This window comes from Rhizobium sp. RCC_161_2, from assembly GCF_041355235.1.
Classification (GTDB): Bacteria; Pseudomonadota; Alphaproteobacteria; order Rhizobiales; family Rhizobiaceae; genus Rhizobium.
The window spans coordinates 257,921-278,612 of the sequence record NZ_JBFUPL010000006.1; the positions used below are offsets into that span (position 1 = coordinate 257,921).

Below are 20,692 nucleotides of genomic sequence, written 5' to 3' on the forward strand. Positions count from 1 at the left end.
ACCCATGAGCCTCAGCCACGACGGCCTGCCTTCTCCGCGACGATATCTGGCGGTCGGCGTACTGCTTATGACGCTCGTGCTCGTCGTGTTGGATGGTGCCATTGCCAATGTCGCGCTACCGTCGATCGCGGCCTCGCTGGGTGCCAATGCGAGCGACACTGTCTGGGTCGTCTCCAGCTATCAGCTTGCTGTGCTGGTCGCTCTTCTGCCCTGCGGCGCGCTGGGTGAAATTCATGGTCCGCGACGGGTCTTCCTCATCGGCGTCGCTCTCTTTACGGTGGCGTCGGCGGCCTGTGCCTTCGCCGGAAATCTTCCTATTCTCATGGCCGCGCGCTTTGCTCAGGGATTGGGCGCAGGCGCGATCATGGCATTGGCGACGATGAACCTGCGCTTTGCGGTGCCGCAACGGCTGTTGGGAACCATCATCGGCGTTAACGCAATGACGATCGCGATTTCCGCAGCCGCGGGGCCAGGCATTGCCGGGGCAATCCTCTCCGTGGCCAGCTGGCCTTGGCTGTTTGCCGTGAACATACCCCTTGGGGCAATCGTCCTCTTGTGCGGCGGGCTTCTGGGCCACTTACAAGGCGTGAAGCGGCAATTGAATGTCACGGCACTGCTGGCCAATACGCTGATGTTTATTTTGTTCTTCTCCGGTGCGGAACGGATCGCCAGTGCCCCGATCAGCGGCTCTCTCCTGATCGGCTGCTCCATTCTGTCCCTCATCGCGCTGCTGCGCCTTGAGCGCAACAACACCGCGCCGATTGTCCCAACGGACCTTTTGGCCGCGCCCGCCTTTCGGGTTGCCGTCATCGCGTCCGTCGCATGCTTTACCGGCCAAATGCTCGGCTACGTCGCGCTGCCGTTCTATCTTCAGCACAGCTTGCATATGAGCCCGGTTCTGGCGGGGCTTTACATGATGCCTTGGCCCGCAGCGACGATTATCATGGCCCCGATTTCAGGGCGGCTGGCCGGTCGCGTCAAGACGGCGTGGCTCTGTGCCGCCGGCGGTGCGCTGCTTGCAACGGGCCTTTTGATCGCGGGCCTGTGCCCGCCTGATCCGAGAGCAATTGGATTTCTGGTCGGCACGATTATCGCCGGTGTCGGGTTCGGTCTTTTCCAGACTCCGAACAACCGGATTCTCCTTCTGTCGGCGCCAAAGGCGCGCAGCGGTGCCGCGGGAGCCATGCAAGGCACGGCCCGCCTTCTTGGACAAACCTTTGGTGCTATCTCCATGTCGATCATTTTCGAAACCATGCCGCAGACGGGCGCGCCTAGCGTCGCACTTGTTTTGGCCGGCATCTGCGCGGCCGTCTCCGGCGGCGTCAGCCTCAGCCGCGCGCGTTATGAGGTGGTCGGATAGAGATCGCTACGAGCCGCGGTTTGCCGCTGGCGTGAGGGCAAAGACCTCAACTCGCTCGCCAAGACCCTTGAGAGGAAAGGCGCCGAGGCTTTCCATCTCGCTTCCGCAGCCTGCCATGTCGACGAATGCCTTGGATAGAAGAACCGGCCGCTTGACCTCCTTGGTCAGTGTTTCCAGCCGCGAGGCGATGTTCACGGCTGGTCCGATCACGGTGAAATCGAGGCGGGTTCGGGAGCCGATATTGCCATACATGACGTCGCCGACATGCACGCCGACGCCATAGCGCAGCACTTCGCGACCATTGTGGCTGTTTTCCTCGTTTAGCGCGGCAACCGCTGCCGCCGCTTCCTTGATCGCCTGGAGAAGATTGGCGCAGGCGTGGGGATTGCTGAGCGGGAAAATTGCCAGCAGCCCGTCGCCCATGAATTTGAGGATCTCGCCGCCGTGTTTTTCGATCGGCTCCGACATCGCGTCGAAATAGCCGTTCAGAAGCTCGATGACATCGTCGCGCGGCCACATGTCAGAAATTGTCGTGAAGTCGCGCAGATCGCAGATGAGGATGGCAGCGCCAACGGTGGTGCCACTGCCGCGGGTGGTCGCGCCAGCGAGAATCTGTTCGCTGGCATGCGGCCCGACATAGGTGTTCAGCATTGTGCGCGCCAATATGTTTTTCAGCCTGATCTCGGTCACCAGCGTCAGGGCCGGCAGCAAGTCTTTCAGGAAGGCGACGTGCTCTTCGGTGAAGCCGCCTGGCGCGTCGGAGGCGAAGGCGACGATGTGACGCTTGCCAAGCGTGTGATAGATCGGCCAGGCGATGTAGTCCGTCAGCCCGTCGGCTCGCATTTCGTCGTAAATGCTATAGACGAAACCATCCGGGCCTGGCTGTTCGAGATTCTGGCGAACCTCGATCGCGCCGTTGAAGATCTCGTTCAGCGGGCTTGATAGAAACTGCTGCGTCTTTTCGATACCATGGCTGAATGTGGCGATATCAGCCTCTTCCAGCCCCTTGCGCCACAGGATCCGTGCGCCGAGCCATTGCGGATGAAGCGTCCTGAAATGCAGCGTCGCCCTTCCAACAGGGACGCCGGCGGCGCGCAATCTTTCGCAGAGATCCACGAGAATATTGTCGATGAAACGTTCCTCGCGCGTGTCCTGGATCAACCAGTCGAGGATCTTGCTCCGCTTGGTCGGCCAGGTGCCGTCGCGCTCGTCATGCGAATCGGCAGCCGCCTGCGTTGAGAGTTGCATTATCCATACCCCACAAATACTTGGCCTGTTTCGGCAGCAATGTTGATTGCAGTCAAAATGCGAATATACGCCCATTGCTGCTTCGCTGGAACGACAATCGCCCTGGCCTCGGTTTTTGTGAATCGCAAGGAAGGCGCGCTGCACCTTTCGCCGGCTCGGTACTGTGCATCCTCATCCAGATCGCCTCGCCAGCTTCATCCTCCGACCGAAAACGCCCACATTCGCGCAAGATGACTGTACGCCCATGCTGCGCGGCGCTATGTCTGATCTCGACCCATTTCGCTCGCTATCGGCGATCCCAAGCGCTGGTACCTGGCCATTTTGAAGGAGACCTCTCATGAAGCCGTCCGAAGCATCGCGCATCATCGCGGACGAAGCCAAGATATGGCGTCGCGATATCCATCAGCATCCGGAAATCCTGTTCGACCTGCCGCGCACCTCGGCATTGGTGGCGGAGAAACTGCGGGAATTTGGCTGTGACGAGGTGGTGACCGGGATCGCCACGTCCGGGGTTGTCGCGGTGATTTCAGGCAAGAGAGGCGCCGGCAAGACGATCGCGCTTCGCTGCGACATGGATGCGCTGCCGATGTCGGAACAGACGAACCTGCCCTATGCCTCGAAAGTGCCGAACATGATGCATGCCTGCGGGCATGACGGTCACACTGCGATCCTTCTCGGCGCGGCCAAGCGCTTTGCCGCCGATCGCGATTTCGCCGGCAAGATCGTTCTCGTTTTCCAGCCCGCGGAAGAGGGTGGCGGTGGCGGCCGCGTCATGCTGGAGGAAGGCCTGCTCGAGCGTTTCGGCATCGAGGAGGTCTATGGCATGCACAATCAGCCGGGCCTTGATGTTGGCTCGTTCGCCATCCGCAGTGGCCCGATGATGGCAGCGGGGGACCGCTTCGTCATCACCATGACCGGGCTCGGCGGCCATGCGGCCACGCCACATCTTGCCCGCGACCCGGTGCTTGCCGCCTCTCATCTGGTCGTCGCGCTGCAGTCGATCGCATCCCGTTTCATCGATCCGCTCGATTCCGTGGTCGTGTCCATCACCTTCATCAGCGGCGGCGACCGGAAGGCGCTGAACGTCATTCCGCCCGCGGTTGAGGTCGGCGGTACGATCCGCACCATGCTGCCGGCAACGCGCCGGGCGGTTGAGCAACGGTTCCGCGACGTAGTCAAGGCAACGGCGGCGCTCTACGACGCCGAGGCCGTGATCGATTGGCGCCCGGGATATCCGGTGACCGTCAACGATATCGAGAAGACCTCGGTCGCGATCGCCGCTGCTGAAAGTATCGTCGGCGCAGAGCGTGTCGATGGCAACTGGCCGATGACCATGGGCTCGGAGGATTTTTCCTACATGCTCGAAAAGCGGCCCGGCGCGCTGATCTGGCTCGGCAACGGCGACAGTGCCGATCTGCACAATCCGGCTTACAACTTCAATGACGATGCCATCGCCTATGGCATCGATTATTGGGCCGCCGTGGTTGCGCAGCGGCTGTCTTGATCAGGGACTGATGCCGTCGACCAGGATCAGGTTGCGGCTCAAGGCCTCATCGCGGACCTCTAAGGCTTGCGCATATTCGGGCGAGCGATACCAGGCCCGCGCCCGTTCGATGTCGGGAAATTCGACAATGATGATCGTGCGCGGCGCCCATTCACCCTCCAGCGGTTCGACGGAGCCGCCGCGCGCAAGGTAGCGTCCGCCATAAAGCGCGATCGATGCGGCGGCGCGGGTGCGATAGGTCTGGAAGGCTTCGGGGTCTTTGGGCGTGACGTCGGAGATCAGATATACGGGCATGGGGGCTCCATGGTTGTTATGATCCCGCGGCGCCCCGCTCGTCTTTGTTTCAATAGATAGCCGGCGTCGTCACCATCAGGATCTCGACCGGAGCGTCTCCCTCGCACCAGAAGCGATGGGAGGCGGCTTCGTCGAAGGCGAAGCTGTCGCCGGCCTCCAGGATACTGGTATGTCCCATTATCTGGAAGCCAAGCCTGCCCGAAATCGCGGTGCCGCACTCGGCCGCCGGCAGGCTATATTCCTCAATGTCCGTCGCTGTTCCCGGATTTAGGATCGTGCGTATCTGAATGCGCGGGGATTGGGCAGCGGATTTGGATAGATGGAAATAGGTGATTGCGCCGATGGCTACGGCGATGCCTTTTGTTTCGTGGAACTGACGATGATGGAAATAGGATAAGTCCCATGTATATCTCCCCTCCGACCCCAGCGGAGAACCTCTATCTCAAGACGGCAGTACCCGCGCCAGCCACCGAGCCGCTGGCGGGCAACGCATCCGCCGTCGTCGGGATTGTCGGCGCCGGCTATACCGGTCTTTCAACGGCCCTGCATCTCGCCGAAAAGGGCATTTCAACGATCGTGCTCGATGCCAGCGAGATCGGCTGGGGATGCTCGGGCCGCAATGGTGGCCAGGTCAATTCGGGGCTGAAGGCTGATCCCGTAGAGGTGGAACATGCGTTCGGGCGCGAGCGTGGCCGACGCATGCTGAAGCTCGCCTATGGCGGACCCGACGAGGTCTTCGGTCTGATCCGGCGCTTCGACATCGATTGCGCCGCCCGTCAGAGCGGCACGATCCGCGCCGCGTTTTCGGAAGTGGGCGGCAAGGCGGCGGCATCGCTTGTCAGCCAGTGTGTCGAGCGCGATGTGCCCGTGGAGCTTCTGAACCGGCAGCAGGTCGCCGAGCGCACCGGGACGACGCGCTATCATTCGGCCTGGTTCGATCCGAGGGGCGGCCAGCTCAATCCGCTCGGCTATGCGCGCGGTCTCGCCCGCGCCGCCATCGCCGCCGGCGCGCGCATTCACACCAGAACGCCCGCCTTGTCCGTTCACCCGGAAAGCTCCGGCTGGTGTATCGTCACGCAGACGGGCAAGGTCAGGGTGGAAAAGCTCATTATCGCTACCAACGGCTATACCGGCGATCTCTGGCCGAGGCTGAAGACGGCGATCGTTCCGGTCTACAGCTCCGTCGTCGCGACCGATCCGCTGCCGGCGGAGCTTGCGGCGTCGATCATGCCGACACGCTCGGTGCTTTATGAAACCGGCAGGGTCACCGTCTATTATCGCATCGACGATCAGGGAAGAATGCTGATGGGCGGTCGCGGCAAACAGGCACCGAGCGACGCGGCGGCCGATTATGCGCATCTCGTTGCCTATGCGGAACGCCTATGGCCGGCCCTCAAGGGACAGCGTTGGCCGCATCGCTGGTATGGGCAGGTGGCGATGACCAGGGATCATTATCCCATTCTCGCCGAACCGGCCCCGAACGCCTTTGTCGCGCTTGGTTATAATGGGCGGGGCGTCGCCATGGCGACGTTGATCGGCCGCCTTCTGGCGGACCGGTTTGCCGGCGTTCCGGAAGAGGAGATCGTTTTTCCGATCCAGCGCGATTTCCAGACATTTGCTTTCCATCGCTTTTGGAAGCTTGGAGTTCTTGCCCGGGTCGTCTCGGGGCGTGTACAGGATGCCATGGAAAAGTGATCACGGCGGATTTTTGCACCGCCCGATCATAGCGGCACGGTACATTCGATAAAGAGGCAATAAATTGAGAGCATATTTGGCAGGCCCGGAAGTCTTTCTTCCGAACGCACGGGAAATCCTCGACCGCAAGATCGCCTTGGCGCGCAGCTACGGCTTCACGCCGGTATCGCCGGGCGATCTGGCCGTTCCGGAAACCGAAACGAAGCGGCAGCGTGGTCTCGCGATCAGCGCCATCAATGAAAGCATGATGTTGGGCGCCGACCTGATCATCGCCAATCTGACCCCCTTCCGGGGCGTCGCAGCCGACGTCGGCACGGCCTTCGAACTGGGTTTCATGTGCGCCCGCGGCTGCCCGGCCTTTGCCTTTTCCAACAGCACGAAGAGCCATTTCGAACGGGTGAGCCGCTTCTACGGCGATTCCCTGTATCTCGGGGACGATGGGCGCTATCGCGGGACGGATGGAATGGCGCTCGAGAATTTCGACATGGCCGATAATCTGATGCTGGACGGCGGCATCGACAGGCGCAATGGAACGATCATCACGCGCGAAGTCGAGCCCGACAGGCTGTTTCTCGATCTCACGGCCTTCGAAGCATGCCTGAAGGTGGCTGCGGAGAGATTGCTGGCAGGGGTAGCGCAGGTAGGGTAATCCACTTCGCATTACCCAACAAACGAAGGCTGCGGTCTTCTCATCTTCTCGCAAAGCAAATGCCGGGAGCGCATATCCCGGCATTCATTATGGATATATTACCCGCCCGGAAGGCTGGTTCAAGCGTGGTGCAGCTCTGTTCCCTGGATAGCGGAGAGTATCCAGTCCGAACCGGGCTTGCGCACGAAGGTCCAGATTTCGGTGGTTTCCGAGGCGTTGCGGTCGTCGCCATCGACAAGCCGGCCGGTTTTGCGGTCGAGCAGTGCGTCGATGCTCGAATAGCGCATCGCCAAGGTGGCGTATTCGGCATTGTCCTCGCGCCATGCCTCGGCAATGTCGCCCTGCAGCAGGCGAACATCGGTGACGCTGTTGCGGACGCCCTTCGTGGCGTTTTCGCCAAGCTCCTCGGCAAGATAGGACATCGCCTCCGGCGTGGTCAGCCTGCGCAGCGTGGCATAATCCTCGGAACCGTAGGCTGACTGGACCTCGGTCAGAAGCTTTTCGAAGCGGTCGAGATCGGCCTGTTGAAGCCCGATCTCGTCATTGGCTTGCGCCGGCTTTTTCTGTGTCGAGCCGCCCATGCCGCCGCCGATCGGTGGGATGGGGAAGGAGGAGGGCTTGGATGCGTTCATATTGAACGACGCATTCGCTCCGGAAGGTGCATATTGCGGTTGCTGGCGGTTTGCGAAGAACCGCATGGCGAAGCGGATGGCAAAGAAGATCAGCGCGGCTTGCAGCAGCAGGCCGAGGAAGCCGAAACCGCCGCCAAAGCCATGGCCGATCAGCATGCCGAGAAGACCGCCGGCGATCAATCCGCCGATCATCGACCCACCGAAGCCGCCAAAGAGGCCGCGACGCGGCTGCGCGCCGGGCGCCCCAGTCACTGACGGCGACGCGGTCTGCTGTTGAGGCGTCATCGTCCGGTCGATCGGAGCGGCCTGCGTCGGCGCCGTCCGCGTTACGGCCGGTGCGTCGAAGGTTCGCGTGCCGCGGCTACCAAACCCGCTGGAGCCGGCGCGACGTGCGTCGGCATCGTCAAAGCTCACAATGGATGTGGCGGCGGCGAGGATGACGATGGCTGCGACCTGAGCGAAACGTGGAATTGCGCGGAACATTGGTTCTCCTGTCCTTGGGCAGAAAGACGAATTTCTGCCTATATAGGAACGTCATCTTGCGATTGTAAGTTCGTAGGGGAACTTCCTTTTGGGCGAGGCAGGCGCGAGTTCTTAAATGCCTGACCCGTCAAGGTTCTTGTCGTCGTCGCCTTCCCATGGCGGAGGCATCGAGGCGCGACGAAGGTTAGCCGAGGGCATCGGCATCCAACATTTCAATTCCGGTTCGGCATATTCGATGATCTGCCCGGGGGAGGAATCGGACGCACGCCACCCTTCTCCTGCAAACTGATCGCCATTCGACCAATATGCGAGGTCAACTTCCGCCGGCCCCTGCTCAGATGGTCGGATCGTGACCAGAATCCGGCTGCCGTCTTTCGGTGCACTTGCCATATGGCGCCAACGGTCTGCCTCGTCCATCGCTTTTCCTCCAGCTTGCTGTTGGTCGCGAATGTCGCCTCGCCATTGAAAGTGGTCAACTCAAACTTTGCACAACCTATTTCTATTGATTGTCTAGCTAGACGCTCTCGATGAGCGACGCGGCTGTATCGCGCGGCCATCGAAGCCAATTCGCGCGGTCGTGCATTTTGGGAGCGCGAAGGCTTTGGCCCAACCGATGTTAGCCGTATCGATACGACTGGCGGCAAAAAATGTACTTCACCGTCTCTCAGGTGCTCACCGCTGCCAATATGCCGCGACGCTGAAGCGGGAACGGTCGGCGGCCATCTCGGTTTTCATGAAGCTGCGGATGGCGCGGGCTTCGGCCTGTTCGCAGGCAACCCAGACGAAGGTTTCGGGATCGGAGGCGGGTACGAGATCGCGCAGGATACGTTCCAGCACGCCGGTGGTTCCAGCAGCCGCCTCGTTGCGATGAAGCCATGTGACATTGAGCGATGCGGCCGAAGGCAGCGATTGTTCCTCGTGCCTGTCTGCCACTTCCAGGAAAATCCGCAGTTCGGCTTCCGCAGGCATAGTGGCCGCGATGCGGGCGATGGCAGGCAGGGCGGTTTCGTCGCCAGCGAGGATGAGCTTGCGAGCAGCGGGCACACCACCGCCACCGGGGCCGATGAGGCCGACCCGGTCGCCGGGACGGGCGTTCAAGGCCCATGATGCGCCGGGAATATTGTCGCCATCATGCAGCACGAAATCGATATCCATCTCACCCTTGGCAAGATCGATACTGCGGATCGTATAGGCACGGATGGTCAGCGCGTCGTCGCCCCTGGGCCAATGAATGCGGCCGTCCGGCTCCGTATGCGGCCAGACCGGCGTACGGCTCTTCGGCGGGATCAGCAGGCGCACATGCAGGCCGCCGTCGAGGAAGTGCTTGGCGTCCTCGGTTGCGACAGTCACGCGGCGAATATGCGGGGTGATGTTGCGCGCGCTGACAACGGTGATCTCGCGGAAATCGGGAATGACGGCGGCCTGTGGTCCGTCGGCCCAGGTGAGGTCGAGCGTCTCGCCGGATGATGTAAAGAGGCGTTCGGCAACCATGCTGCGGACCGTGAACAGCTTGGAGGCGGTCGGGCAGCGCAGTTTGATGTCGAGGCGGTTTTGCGACACGGCGATATCGGCGCTGCCGATGACAGTTTCCAGCCGCGCACCTTCGGCGCTTCGCGTCACCGTCACATGCTCTGCCAGGTGCTCGCAGAGTTGATCGAGCAGGCGCCCGGCATCGGCATGGGTGGCGACACCCGAGGCGGTGAAATCTCTGGCATGCATCATTGGGTAGCCTCCTTCTGCATCGCCTTTGTGTTTCAAACGAGGACGAGGATCGCCGTCGGGCGATCCTCGGTTCTCTGCCATAGTCGAGAGTTAAAGTATACTTTTATTCTCCACTTACCACTTCTTGCTGAGCTTGAAGGTAATGGTCCGCGCCTCGCCGTAGCCGCAGACATTTTCCCCGGCGCAACCCGCGACATAGGTCTTGTCGAAAAGATTGGCGACGTTGAGCGAAGCGCCCCAGCCCTTCTTCTCGTAGCGGATGCCGGCGTCGAAGAGCGTCGCGGAAGGCACGCGCAGGGTGTTGGCCTCGTCCGCCCAGGACTTGCCCTGATAGCGCACGCCGGCGCCGATGCTGAGACCGTCAAGCGCGTCGCTGGTGAAGGCATAGTCGAGCCAGAGAGAGGCGGTGGAGTTCGGCACGAGATAGGGCGAATTGCCGACGACGGAGGAATCGATGTCCTTGGTAATTTCGAGATCCGTGTAGGAATAGGAGCCGAGCAGTTTCCAGTTGTCGTCGAGATTGACCTTGCCTTCGAATTCGACGCCGCGTGAGCGAACCTCGCCGATCTGCCGCTGCAGGAAAGTGACGGGATCGGTCAGCGCCATGTTCTTGCGGTCGATCTGGAAGACCGACGCAGTGAACAGGCCGTCGATGAAGTCGGGCTCATACTTGACGCCGGCCTCATACTGCTCGCCCTTTTCCGGTGTCAGGCCTCCGCCGGTGACACTGGTGCCGACCAGGGGCCTGAAGAAGGTGCCGGCGCTGACATAGGGGGTGATGCCGTTGGAGAATTCGTAGGCCAGGCCCGCGCGGCCGCTTGGCGCATTTTCGTTCGAGCTGTAGGTGGTGCCGACCGTTGCGTCGGAATTGGTGTCGACGAAGTCATAGCGGCCATTGAGCGTCAGCAGCCAGCCGCCGCCGAAGCGCATCTGGTCCTGCGCGTAGACGCCGAGCTGCTGCTGCGTCAGCACTTGATCGAGGTAGACGAAGTTTGCGCCTTGTGCCGTGCCGAAAACCGGGTTGGTGGCGCTGATCGGGTTGGAGCCGCAGCAGGCCTGGACCTGGTCGAGCCGATAGATCGAATAATCGGTGCCGATCAGGAAATCATGGCTGATGGGTCCGGTGTCGAACTTGTTCTCGGCGCGGGTGTCGACCGAGAAAGTATCCACCTTCGAGCGCTCGAAGAAGCCGATGCGGCTCAGCATATAATTCGGATCGTCATAGGACGGATCGAGCGGATTACCATCCACATAGCCGTTGAGATAGGGGCCTTCCTCGCGCTTGTAGAGATGGCCGTAGCGCGCATTCTGCGACACGGTCCAGCCGCCGTCGAAATCGTGCGAAAATTCGTAGCCGAGCATCTGCTGGGCATATTTCAGATTGTCGATACTGCGTTCGCCATAGAAGGCATCGCGCTTGATCTTGCCGAAGGGTGCGTCGACCACGGTGCCGACATAGGGGAAGAAGCCGTTGCCGCTGTGAATCTCGTCAAGGCCGCTGAGCATGCCGTAGACGGTGAGCTTGGTGGAATCGTCGGGAGAGACGGTGATCTGCGGCATGATGAAGCCGCGCAGGTCATGAGTGCCATCGCTATAGGTATCGCCGCCGGCGATCTTGCCGGTCAGCCGGTAGCGATAGACGCCGTCGGCCGAGAGCTTGTCGGAAAAGTCGAAGCCGACAAAGGCGTTGCCGAGATTGTTGATGCCGATCTCGGTGTAATAGGAGGGATCGTCGGTTGGCTCCTTGCGGACCATGTTGACGAGGCCGCCCGGATTGGATCCGCCGTAGAGCACCGAGGAGGGGCCTTTCAACACTTCCACGCGCTCAAGCATGAAGGGATCGATCTGGAAGCCGCCGAAGCCATAGCTGTAGAGCGTCAGGCCGTTCATGAAGACGCCGGTCTGGGTGGCATCGAAGCCGCGAATGTAAAACCAGTCGGTATCGCCGTCATTGCCGAAGGGCTGTGTGGTGACGCCCGGCGTGTAGCGCAGCGCTTCGTCGACCTTGTTGGTGATGCCGCGATCCTGCATTTCCTGCCGGCCGATGACGGAGACCGATTGCGGCACCTCGGTGATCGGTGTGTCGGCTTTCGAACCGGCCGTCGTCTTGGTGGCGACATAGCCCTTGACCGGGGCGGTGCCGTTCTTTTCGCTGTCTTTCTGCCCGCCCTGAATGACCAGCGGCTGCAGCACCGTCGGGCTCTCCTGCGCCGCAACCTGCGTGCTGGATAGTATCGTCGCGATGGCCACGCCCGCCATCAGCCGCCACATCGATATGTCTTTGGTCAATCCCTGCATGTCCGTCATCAGTCCCAACTTCGCGCCCTGTCGGCTCGACCAAGTGGCCAGCCCCTCAAATAAGATGAGCAATTAACTCATATTTATAGGCGCGGCTTGTCTGATCCTGGGGAAATTGAATATTTTTGGGCAATTCTCCGCGATGTCGGCAATTGCCCGTGCGGTGTGGCATTTAGGCAATCTGGCTTCTCTTCCAGCTTGCCGGGGTAGTGCCGACATTCTTGCGGAAGACGCGGGTGAAATGCGCCTGATCGGCAAAGCCGGTTTCGACGGCGACATTGGTGAGTGGGGTGTCGCCTTTCAGCAGCAACTGCTTGGCTCGCTCGAGCCGCGCCTTGGTCTGCCATTGATGCGGCGGAAGGCCGGTCGAGGCCTTGAAGGCGTGGCTGAAATGCGATTGCGACAGGCCGGTCAGCGATGCCAGTTCCTCCAGCCGGATCGTGCGCAGGCAATTTGCCTCGATGTAATCGACCGCGCGCCGCAATTGCCAGGCAGCGAGTTCGCTGCGCCGGCGCGGCTGCGGACCGCGCAGCTGCAGCACATTGATCAGCAGCGACAGCGTTAGGCCATCGCCGTAGAGATCGTGCAGCGGCTCTGGATTTTCGCATTCGGTTGCGATCAGCTCGGCAAGCGCCATCAGCCGTGGATCGGAGAAATGCAGGCGCGGATTGTCGAGACGCGATGGATCAATATCTTCCATCAGCCTTTGGCCGATGATCTCGGCATCGAAATGAATATCGAGATGGCGGACGAATTCGATGCCGGCAAGATCGGCCCAAAGTTCCATACCGGCGGGAATGTAGGACATTCTCTCGTGATCATAGTTCTGCGGCCGGCTTTGGGCGCGCGGCGAAAGCCTGACGCCATTCGTGCCGGAGCCGCGTTGATCGAGCAGGATGAAGAGGCGGGGATCCTCGGCGACATAATAGCCGCCGGCGCGGGCCGCACAATTGACGTTCCAGACATCGGCGACGATGCCGTTCCATTGCCGCCGGTGGACACCGCCGACAACGGAAAAGCCGCCAATTCTGTTTTGCATCCTTGGCTGAAACATCGTCCCCAGCACTAAGCTTTGCCGCCGGCAATAATCCTTCTTCATATACTCAAGTTATTATAGCAACAAAACCACCATTGCAACGCGGTGCTTAGAGGGTTGTGTGGGGCGAGGCTCTACTGGTTCGTTACGTTTTTATAACGACATGATGATTGACTCATCATACCAGATGAATTATCACTCCTTCAAATTGGGGAGGGTTGGGGTGTTGAGGATCATGCTTTTTTATGCCGCCAATAAGAGGGGCATTGGCTCCCCGGCGATCTGAGGGGATCGCATCGCGGCTCGAAAAATCGAGGCAAGTGCGGCGGATCCTGACCTGCAATGTCACTCATCCTTGATGCTCGCGATCTTTGTCGACGAAGCAGAGGCAGCACTGAGAGAGCCGTTCCGGCGTCCTTCGCAGGCAAGCGGCATGCGCTGGATCTTTCGATGCAAGTCCGGGAGGCGCGCAAGTCACCCTTAGCCGGCACGCAAGCAACCATAATTGACCATCTGAAACGAGGCTGTGTCACGCGCCGCGATCGGGGATCGTTGGGAGGCAAAGCCGTATAGGGAGGAAATCGGATATCATGAGTGACGTGCAAACTGGCATTGCTCCCGAAGAGCAATCGGCGCTTAGAAAGATTTCGTGGCGACTGGCGCCCTTCATCGGGCTGATGTTCTTCATCAATTTTCTGGATCGAACGGCCATCTCGTTTGCCGGCCCCAATGGCATGACGACCGACCTCGGCTTGACCGCCGCGCAATTCGGCTTTGCCGCCGGGATCTTCTTCCTGGGCTACATCGTTCTCGAAATTCCAAGCAATCTGGCGCTCCATAAATATGGCGCGCGCCGTTGGCTGGCGCGTATCATGGTGACGTGGGGTATCGTCGCGCTGCTGTTCACATGGGTGAGCAGCGCAACGGAGCTCTACACGCTGCGTTTCCTTCTCGGTGTCGCCGAAGCCGGCTTCTTTCCAGGCGCCATTCTTTTCCTGAGCGGCTGGGTACCCTCCCGCCATCGTGCAAAGATCCTGGCGCTGTTTTATCTCGCCCAGCCTCTGACGACCGTCATCGGTGCTCCCGTCGCATCCCTGCTCATTCAGGCGCACGGCGCGTTCGGGCTGGAAGGCTGGCGCATCATGTTCTTTGGCGTTGCCGTTCCCGCCATCATCGTCGGTATCATCACCTGGTTCTACCTGCCGGACACGCCAAAGGACGCGAAGTGGTTGACCAAGGCGGAGAAGGATTGGCTGGTCAGCGAGCTTTCGAGCGAGGAAAAGGCAATCAGCAAGTCGCACGGCAGTATGGTCGGCAAGGCGCTGACGAGCGGCCGGGTTTGGCTGCTTGCCCTGGTCTATTTCGGAATGATCTATGGCCTTTATGCCCTCGCCTTCTTCCTCCCGACGATCATCGCCGGCTTTGAAACGAAATTCGCCACGAAGTTCGACGTGTTCGACAAGGGGCTGATTACCGCCATTCCCTATCTGCCGGCGGCAGTTGCCCTGTACTTCTGGAGCAACGATGCTTCAAAGCGTGGGGTACGTACCTGGCATGTCGGCATTCCCGCGCTGGTCGGCGCAGCGAGCATACCGCTCGCCCTCTATATGTCCTCGCCTGAAGCAACGATCGCCGTGATCGCCATAACGGCCTGCGCGATCTTCTCCGCCCTGCCGAATTTCTGGGCGCTGCCGAGCAAGTTCTTGACCGGCGCCGGAGCCGCCGCGGGGATAGCTTTGATCAACACGATCGGGAATCTCGCCGGCTTTGCCGCGCCATACATCACAGGTGCCGTCAAGGATTTCACCGGCTTCTATCAGCTGCCGATGTTCATCGTCGGAGCGTTCATGTTGCTGTCTGCTGTCCTCGTCTTTTCCATCAGACAGCCTCGTGCGCCGGAAGGTGTTTTGACTTTGGCATCTCAATAGAAAAGCGGCTGTCGCAATTCTGGAGGCTTATGGGGTCACGATCGAAGCCGGTCGTGATCCCTACTCGTTCGGAAGCCAAATCAGTTTCAATAATTGAACTCCCCCCTCGACAGGGTGTCCTTGGATGCTTTTTTCCAGTCTGGTTCACGAAACACCTGGCAGACATTCGTGGTGCCGAAAGTTTTCTGACACGCGATTGGTTGTCAACCATTCCGGTTCCGTTCGTCCGTATCAATCTGACCTTTCTCGGCGAGAATGTTCAACGCGGTCTCATGCTGCGTTTCGCTCGCTATCTGAACCGTGACTAGCGTTCCGCCGCGCTCGAGCGCCTCCGCATAGGCGGCGCGTTGCTCTGCATGGAAGAAAATCCCCGTTAGGGCATCGAGGAAGCCAAGATGATCGATTGGCGGGACCTCCGGTCGGTTGCCCGGCGTCATGGTGATGACATCCTTGGGGATGCCGGCGTCCATTAGCGCCCAGGCGGCATCCTCGGCATCATTCTCGTCCATGAAAAAAGCACTAAGGGCATAGGTGTCATCTTTGCTTCCGGTGTTCATGACGTTCCTCCGCCATTGTGACCTTCTGTCTAAACGATAGACACGGGCAGGGGTTCCCTACCTCCGTCAACGCAATGTGGACTAAAGGGAGTGGCGGCCCGGCGATCGCGACGCTTTAGATCGCAGCAAGCCAACGGACGGGACAGAGGCGGCGCAAGGCACGCAAAGACGGGAGATCAGCACCAGCTCGATTGACGGCGCCCTTCGGGCCTCCGCTTCAGCACCGTCAGATAGGCCGGATTTGTGCCGCGGCGCCTTTGCAAGACAGCGACGCGGGTGTTCCGATGACACCCGTTTCGCATAATTGCCCGCAACGGCGAGGCCATGATAGACGGAGGATCGGCCCATGCGGCCTTCACCCTACTTGTTCTTCAGAAGCCATATCTTGCCGGCCATGGTTATGGCGTAAGCATCCTTTCCGGCATCGTCGTCAAGATGGAGACGCTCTAGAAAGCCAGGCTCACGCAGCTCTTCCAACGTCTTGTCGCTGATGAACTTGATTTTCTGCGGTCGTTCTTTCCAACGGTCGGTTTTCGCATATGTCACGGTTGCGTTCTGGTGGGTCCACTTTTTCGCTGACTGCGGATAAAGGTCCCCTTGCTGCGCAAGTTTCAGTCCTGCGATCTGTGACGGTGTTAGTTCAATCATGAGAGCGAAAAGTCTCCATCGCTATTGCTGTTGGGCGCACTTAGCACAAAAAAAGTCCGATGTTTTCCAAAAAAACGCGTATTCAGCATGCCTTACAGATGCCGGAGCACGCGGGACATTGATCCCGGCGGCGGAATTCTCTAAGGGCGGCCGAGGCTTGTATGCGGTCGCTCTCGATTGCGGTCAGTGCGGGCGAGGCCAATGTGACGTCCTACGGAGCAAGGCCATTTTTACTGATTACTGGACTGTTCAACAGAAATCTTATCATGTCTAGTATTTAGAGGGGGATGCTTCATGAACTGCCAAGTCATGTCTTAAGGCCGCCCCGACCCATGTTGGCGGGATGAAGCATAAATTTGGTGTGAACTGGCCTCGCACGACAAAGTTTCTATGTTGCTTCCGGAATTTATTTTATATTAGGAATACGGTAATCAGTATATATTCATAGCTCGGGAGCGTTAATGGCAGATTTTAACTTCGATGAGCCTCCAGCGGCTGACGCCGCTATCGACATCGCCACCGAATGCCAACGCCAATTGCGGCCCCTCGTCCATGATATTCTCCAGGCGGCGGTTGTGGCCGGCTGGAGCCAGAAAGATGTTCTTCTGGCCTTGGTGGACGTTGCTTGGGATCTGTACGAGGACCGTCGCGGGGATCACTGACAGCCAGAGGTCGCTCGGTGATCGGCCTTGCCGACAGCGACGCGAACTGAGGAGCCGGAAAAATACGTATGAATGCGGTCAGCGGTACGGGTTCCGACTGGTGGGAAAATTCTCTTTTTCGTTGCAGAATCTGCGCGTCCTTATCACTGGCTGTGTCAAATTCAGCCCTGTACGGCAAGTGTTAAAAAGGTCGATCGCCAATCTGACGCGTGACCCCAAAAGTCGATCGGTTGGCCTCAAGGCCGCTGGACTTTCTGGTGAAAGGCCTAACTGTCGCTAGATTGCATCGGCCATTTCTTTCTTTCGCCTCGCTCACGATTTCTCCTTCACAACCGATTGTTTTGCCCTATTTGCACTTCGCGCGATACGCTGACTTTGCGGGCGGCGTTGAGCAAGCGGGGTTGGGAAAAAAGGAATTTCAATCTTTGATTGAAATTCTGCCTGCTTACTCGTGCGTACTACATTTCGTTCGGGCGGGGCGACACAGAATGAAAGATACGGAAGAGGCCCGGGAACGGGCCGATCGATATGTCTTCGACATAATTCCTGAAAGTGCAGGCCCGAGAAAGGCCACCTTGCGGGGGAGCGTCATACACTCCATCCGCAATCCTGGGTCGCAAACGTTCCTGGCCAAGGAACATGCGGTCGGCATCGTATTGTCCCCTGCACCCAGGTTGAGAGCTTCGCTCGGCAGTGACCGGATCACGGAGTACGATGCACCCGTCGGCTGTGTCGTCATTAATCCTGCGGGCGTGGATAGTAGTCTCGCCTGGTCGGAAACCAGAAAAAATCTCGTTGTCGCGATACCCCCCGAAACATTGTCGGAGCTGGCTCTCCAGGAGCTCGATCTCGCCAATGTGGAGCTTGAGCCGCCCGCTTTCGGCACCGTCGACCTCCGCGCCCTCGACGTGGCCCGGAGGATTTCCGTCGAGTTAACTGGGAAGGCTACTCCGAATGAACTCTATCTGGATTCATTGGTTACCCTATTTGGTGTTCATCTGCTTCGTACCTATGCAAGTCCAATGAAACAGCTTCCGCCGCCCAGGGGAGGGCTCTCCGCCAAAAGCGCCCGACGCGTGGAAGAGTATCTCCGCGAACATTTTACCCAAAAAGTACACGTCGCCGAGCTTGCGGCAGTCGCCGGCATTTCGCCGAACCATTTCATCTTAAGGTTCGCCAGGACATTTGGCATGCCGCCGCATCGCTATCTGATCAACCTGCGCCTGGACTTCGCGGAAAAACTGCTGATCGACGGCGAGATCGCGATTGCCGAAATCGCCTATATGTCCGGATTCTCAGACCAAAGCCATTTGGCCACCACCATGAAGAGATATAGGGGAAAAACGCCGACGGAGCTGCGATTCGCAAGATAATCGCCACGAGGCTTCATCATGGAGTCCCGCGCAGACCCGGCTAAGGGCCGATTTTCCAAACTGGTCACCGAAACCGCTTGCCCAAGGAGGGCCATGCGTGGCGGCGACGCTATTCCGTCCAATTCGCAAATCGAGGCGGATGCTACCCTCTCCATATCATTGAAATATTAGCGGTCGGAAGTCAGTGTGGTAAAGTGGATACACCTGTCGCTGGCTAAGCAAAAACCGTAATTTCCTAAAAATAGTCCGTAGTTTTTTAAAATACCAATATGCTGAAATATGGTCATCCTCGCCATCGTAACCATTCGGTGCGCTATGGACACTCAACTCTCAGGTTTTGAAATCTTTGCTCCGAAAGTCGAGGTGGCCTGGACTGCCTTGCAACGGCAATACGCCGACCGCCTAACCGGCGCTGAACTCGACCATCTATTTGCCTGCCTTGTCTATGGATTGACCTCACCGGCCTATGCCGAACGGGAGCCAACTCTTCATTTCAATATCTGCCGCGCGCTGGTCGCGATGAAGCTTCCTGCCGATCGCGCCGATGCCGCGCTGCATACGGTTCCGGAGGCGACGCAGCCTTGGGCCGTGGACGCTCGCGAGCAGATCGAAAGCCAGGCCATCAGGATGGGGCGCACACTTCAGGAAATGCATAATTTCGACGACGACACAGGCGCGGATGCGGATCAGGGCGCGCTTGGCCGTTCAAGCAACAGCGAGGAGAAAGCAGCATGATGAAATGCGTTGGGGACCATCTGCAGTTTAAATCTCATACTGGATTTGTCGAAAATTGGATTTCGGGGGGGACCGAAAGTCGCTCGCTTCGTCGACGGCTGATAGCCGTGCTGCGTATGGCGCATCGGGCGCTCGGCATGAGGCGCAAGCGGTTGGGGCTTGGGTCGCTGGGGATTGGTGGGGCAGTCGCGCTGGGTGCGATCGCATTCGGAGGCATCGCCACGCCGGCGATGGCGCAGTATGCCGCTGGCGGTGGCACGGCGAATGGGATACGTGGTATCGCGATCGGATCTGGAGCGGTGCAGAACGGAGCCGATTCCATCGCCCAGGGCACGAATGCCACAGCGGGCAGCCAGAATGGCGTCGCAATCGGCTTCCAGTCGATCGCGTCGCAGGTCAATTCCATCTATCTCGGCTCGCGCACCGCCGCCGGAACAGGTGCCACCGCCCAGAGCGCCATCGGCATTGGCACGGATGTTACCGCATCCCAGGTCGATGCCATCGCGGTAGGACGTTCATCCGTTTCATCAGCGCAATATGGCGTGGCTCTCGGCCTGAACGCGCAAGCGACAGGCACAGGCGGCGCAGTCGCGATCGGCCAAGGTACAGTCTCAAGCAGTATCAATACGGTCGCGTTAGGCGTTCAGGCCAACGCCACCGGGGGCGGTGGCAACGCCTTGGGCACCTTCTCCCTTGCTTCGGGATCGAATTCCACCGCTGTTGGCACCAGTACGGCGGCGACCGGTGCCTTGTCATTCGCAGGGGGCTGGGCGTCCGTTGCCAGCGGCGCCAGCGCCACCGCCGTCGGTACGCAGGCTGCGGCCTCGGCGACTAACTCGGTTGCCGTCGGCTCTAGCTCCGTCGCCTCGGGCGCTTTCGGGGTTGCCCTGGGTAACCAGGCGCAGACGCTCGCTGCGGGTGGTGCTGTTGCAATAGGTTCTGGCGCAATCGTTGCAAGCACCGCGACTTCCGGTATCGCGCTTGGCAACAATGCAAATTCCGGCGGTGTTCTATCGGTTGCCACGGGCGCCGGTGCCAACGCCAGCGGCGACAATTCCACTGCCACGGGACGTCAGGCTGTCGCCAGTGGCACAAACGCCTCCTCGTATGGATCAGGAACGCGGGCGACAGGAGATAATTCACTCGCCGCTGGCGTCAGCGCTAACGCCAGCGGAATCAGTAGCACTGCACTCGGCATCGGCGCAGTAACCAGCGCCTCGAATGCCGTTGCTGTCGGCGCTGCGGCGACGGCGTCCGGCGTAAACTCCGTCTATATCGGGTCGCGCACTGTTGGAGCAGGCGCCAGTGGACAGAGCGCAATTGCTATCGGCACTGACGTGGCAGCATCCCAGGCCGATGCCATTGCGATGGGGCGCGCAAGCGGGGCGACTGCAACCAGTGCCATCGCCGTGGGCGCCGGCGCGAAAGCGGATTCGGCCGAAGCGGTCGCCATGGGCAAAAATGCGACGGCAACCGGCGGCAAGGCCGTCTCTATCGGCTCCGGCAACACTGCTTACGGCGACGGTGCGGTCGCCATCGGCGATCCAAGCTATGCTAGCGGCACAGGCGCCTTCACCGGCGGCGCCAATAATATCGCCAACAGCGACGGCACGGCGACCGCCACCGCCGCCAACCAGGCTGCCGGCGCAGTCGCGATCGGTAACAACAACAAGGCGATCGGCCAGGGCTCCGTGGCGCTGGGCAATGGCTCCACCGCAGGCGCATCCGGCTTCGTCGGCAACGTCGCCCTGGGCAACGGCGCAACGGCGACGGCGAGTTCCGGTGATGTAGCGCTTGGCTCTGGCTCGGTGACAGCGGTCGCGGTCGGCACGCCCAATGCGGTGATCAACGGCACGACCTATGCCTTC

General features: G+C 59.9%; 19 protein-coding genes. 9 read left to right on the top strand and 10 right to left on the bottom strand.

Annotation, left to right across the window (positions count from 1 at the left end):
* Nucleotides 1-4 precede the first annotated feature (4 nt).
* Nucleotides 5-1,360, top strand: coding sequence for an MFS transporter (locus AB6803_RS17780; protein ID WP_371110128.1), 1,356 nt, complete (start codon nt 5-7; stop codon nt 1,358-1,360).
* A 6-nt stretch (nt 1,361-1,366) separates the two neighbouring features.
* Here AB6803_RS17780 and AB6803_RS17785 read toward each other — a convergent pair whose 3' ends face one another.
* Nucleotides 1,367-2,608 (bottom strand): adenylate/guanylate cyclase domain-containing protein, encoded by a 1,242-nt coding sequence (locus AB6803_RS17785; RefSeq protein WP_371110129.1) that lies wholly within the window; start codon nt 2,606-2,608, stop codon nt 1,367-1,369.
* A 337-nt stretch (nt 2,609-2,945) separates the two neighbouring features.
* Here AB6803_RS17785 and AB6803_RS17790 point away from each other — a divergent pair, with 337 nt between their 5' ends.
* Entirely contained in the window at nt 2,946-4,112 is a 1,167-nt protein-coding gene (locus AB6803_RS17790; RefSeq protein ID WP_371110130.1) for a M20 aminoacylase family protein, read from the top strand.
* On the opposite strand, the gene AB6803_RS17795 is transcribed toward AB6803_RS17790, so the two are convergent.
* Nucleotides 4,113-4,406: a DUF1330 domain-containing protein gene (locus tag AB6803_RS17795; protein WP_371110131.1), complete on the bottom strand. Its 294-nt coding sequence runs from the start codon at nt 4,404-4,406 to the stop codon at nt 4,113-4,115. It lies immediately after the preceding gene.
* Between the two features lie 49 nt (nt 4,407-4,455).
* A complete protein-coding gene (locus AB6803_RS17800; RefSeq protein ID WP_371110258.1) occupies nt 4,456-4,833 on the bottom strand; it encodes a cupin domain-containing protein in 378 nt (125 codons plus the stop codon).
* On the opposite strand from AB6803_RS17800, the gene AB6803_RS17805 reads away from it, so the two are divergent.
* Nucleotides 4,809-6,101: an NAD(P)/FAD-dependent oxidoreductase gene (locus tag AB6803_RS17805; protein ID WP_371110132.1), complete on the top strand. Its 1,293-nt coding sequence runs from the start codon at nt 4,809-4,811 to the stop codon at nt 6,099-6,101. The two genes, AB6803_RS17800 and AB6803_RS17805, sit on opposite strands and share 25 nt — an antisense overlap.
* Nucleotides 6,102-6,165: 64 nt before the next feature.
* Complete coding sequence (locus tag AB6803_RS17810; protein ID WP_371110133.1) at nt 6,166-6,750, top strand: nucleoside 2-deoxyribosyltransferase; 585 nt, start codon at nt 6,166-6,168, stop codon at nt 6,748-6,750.
* Nucleotides 6,751-6,869: 119 nt separating this feature from the next.
* Here the strand turns inward: AB6803_RS17810 and AB6803_RS17815 are convergent, their stop codons facing one another.
* From AB6803_RS17815 to AB6803_RS17835, 5 genes are all read right to left on the bottom strand, one after another.
* Nucleotides 6,870-7,865, bottom strand: coding sequence for a Tim44 domain-containing protein (locus AB6803_RS17815; protein ID WP_371110134.1), 996 nt, complete (start codon nt 7,863-7,865; stop codon nt 6,870-6,872).
* A 111-nt stretch (nt 7,866-7,976) separates the two neighbouring features.
* The gene (locus tag AB6803_RS17820; RefSeq protein WP_047465348.1) at nt 7,977-8,282 is read right to left on the bottom strand and encodes a hypothetical protein; all 306 of its coding nucleotides are present in this window, start codon (nt 8,280-8,282) and stop codon (nt 7,977-7,979) included.
* Nucleotides 8,283-8,537: 255 nt separating this feature from the next.
* Complete coding sequence (locus tag AB6803_RS17825) at nt 8,538-9,587, bottom strand: DUF2218 domain-containing protein (RefSeq protein ID WP_371110135.1); 1,050 nt, start codon at nt 9,585-9,587, stop codon at nt 8,538-8,540.
* A gap of 114 nt (nt 9,588-9,701) precedes the next feature.
* Nucleotides 9,702-11,894, bottom strand: coding sequence for a TonB-dependent siderophore receptor (locus AB6803_RS17830; protein ID WP_371110136.1), 2,193 nt, complete (start codon nt 11,892-11,894; stop codon nt 9,702-9,704).
* 163 nt (nt 11,895-12,057) lie between these two features.
* Nucleotides 12,058-12,939: a helix-turn-helix domain-containing protein gene (locus tag AB6803_RS17835; RefSeq protein ID WP_371110137.1), complete on the bottom strand. Its 882-nt coding sequence runs from the start codon at nt 12,937-12,939 to the stop codon at nt 12,058-12,060.
* Between the two features lie 572 nt (nt 12,940-13,511).
* On the opposite strand from AB6803_RS17835, the gene AB6803_RS17840 reads away from it, so the two are divergent.
* On the top strand, nt 13,512-14,849 hold the full coding sequence (locus AB6803_RS17840; protein WP_371110138.1) for an MFS transporter: 1,338 nt from the start codon (nt 13,512-13,514) through the stop codon (nt 14,847-14,849).
* 203 nt (nt 14,850-15,052) lie between these two features.
* Here AB6803_RS17840 and AB6803_RS17845 read toward each other — a convergent pair whose 3' ends face one another.
* Nucleotides 15,053-15,406 (bottom strand): hypothetical protein, encoded by a 354-nt coding sequence (locus tag AB6803_RS17845; protein WP_371110139.1) that lies wholly within the window; start codon nt 15,404-15,406, stop codon nt 15,053-15,055.
* Between the two features lie 360 nt (nt 15,407-15,766).
* Nucleotides 15,767-16,054, bottom strand: a complete 288-nt coding sequence (locus AB6803_RS17850) for a hypothetical protein (protein WP_371110140.1) — start codon at nt 16,052-16,054, stop codon at nt 15,767-15,769.
* 461 nt (nt 16,055-16,515) lie between these two features.
* On the opposite strand from AB6803_RS17850, the gene AB6803_RS17855 reads away from it, so the two are divergent.
* The 4 genes from AB6803_RS17855 to AB6803_RS17870 all read left to right on the top strand — a co-directional run.
* Nucleotides 16,516-16,716, top strand: coding sequence for a hypothetical protein (locus AB6803_RS17855; RefSeq protein WP_371110141.1), 201 nt, complete (start codon nt 16,516-16,518; stop codon nt 16,714-16,716).
* 488 nt (nt 16,717-17,204) lie between these two features.
* The gene (locus AB6803_RS17860) at nt 17,205-18,089 is read left to right on the top strand and encodes a helix-turn-helix domain-containing protein (protein WP_371110142.1); all 885 of its coding nucleotides are present in this window, start codon (nt 17,205-17,207) and stop codon (nt 18,087-18,089) included.
* Nucleotides 18,090-18,368: 279 nt separating this feature from the next.
* Entirely contained in the window at nt 18,369-18,824 is a 456-nt protein-coding gene (locus tag AB6803_RS17865) for a hypothetical protein (RefSeq protein WP_371110143.1), read from the top strand.
* The coding region (locus tag AB6803_RS17870; protein ID WP_371110144.1) for a YadA family autotransporter adhesin at nt 18,821-20,692 on the top strand (1,872 nt) is incomplete at its 3' end. The genes AB6803_RS17865 and AB6803_RS17870, both read left to right, overlap by 4 nt.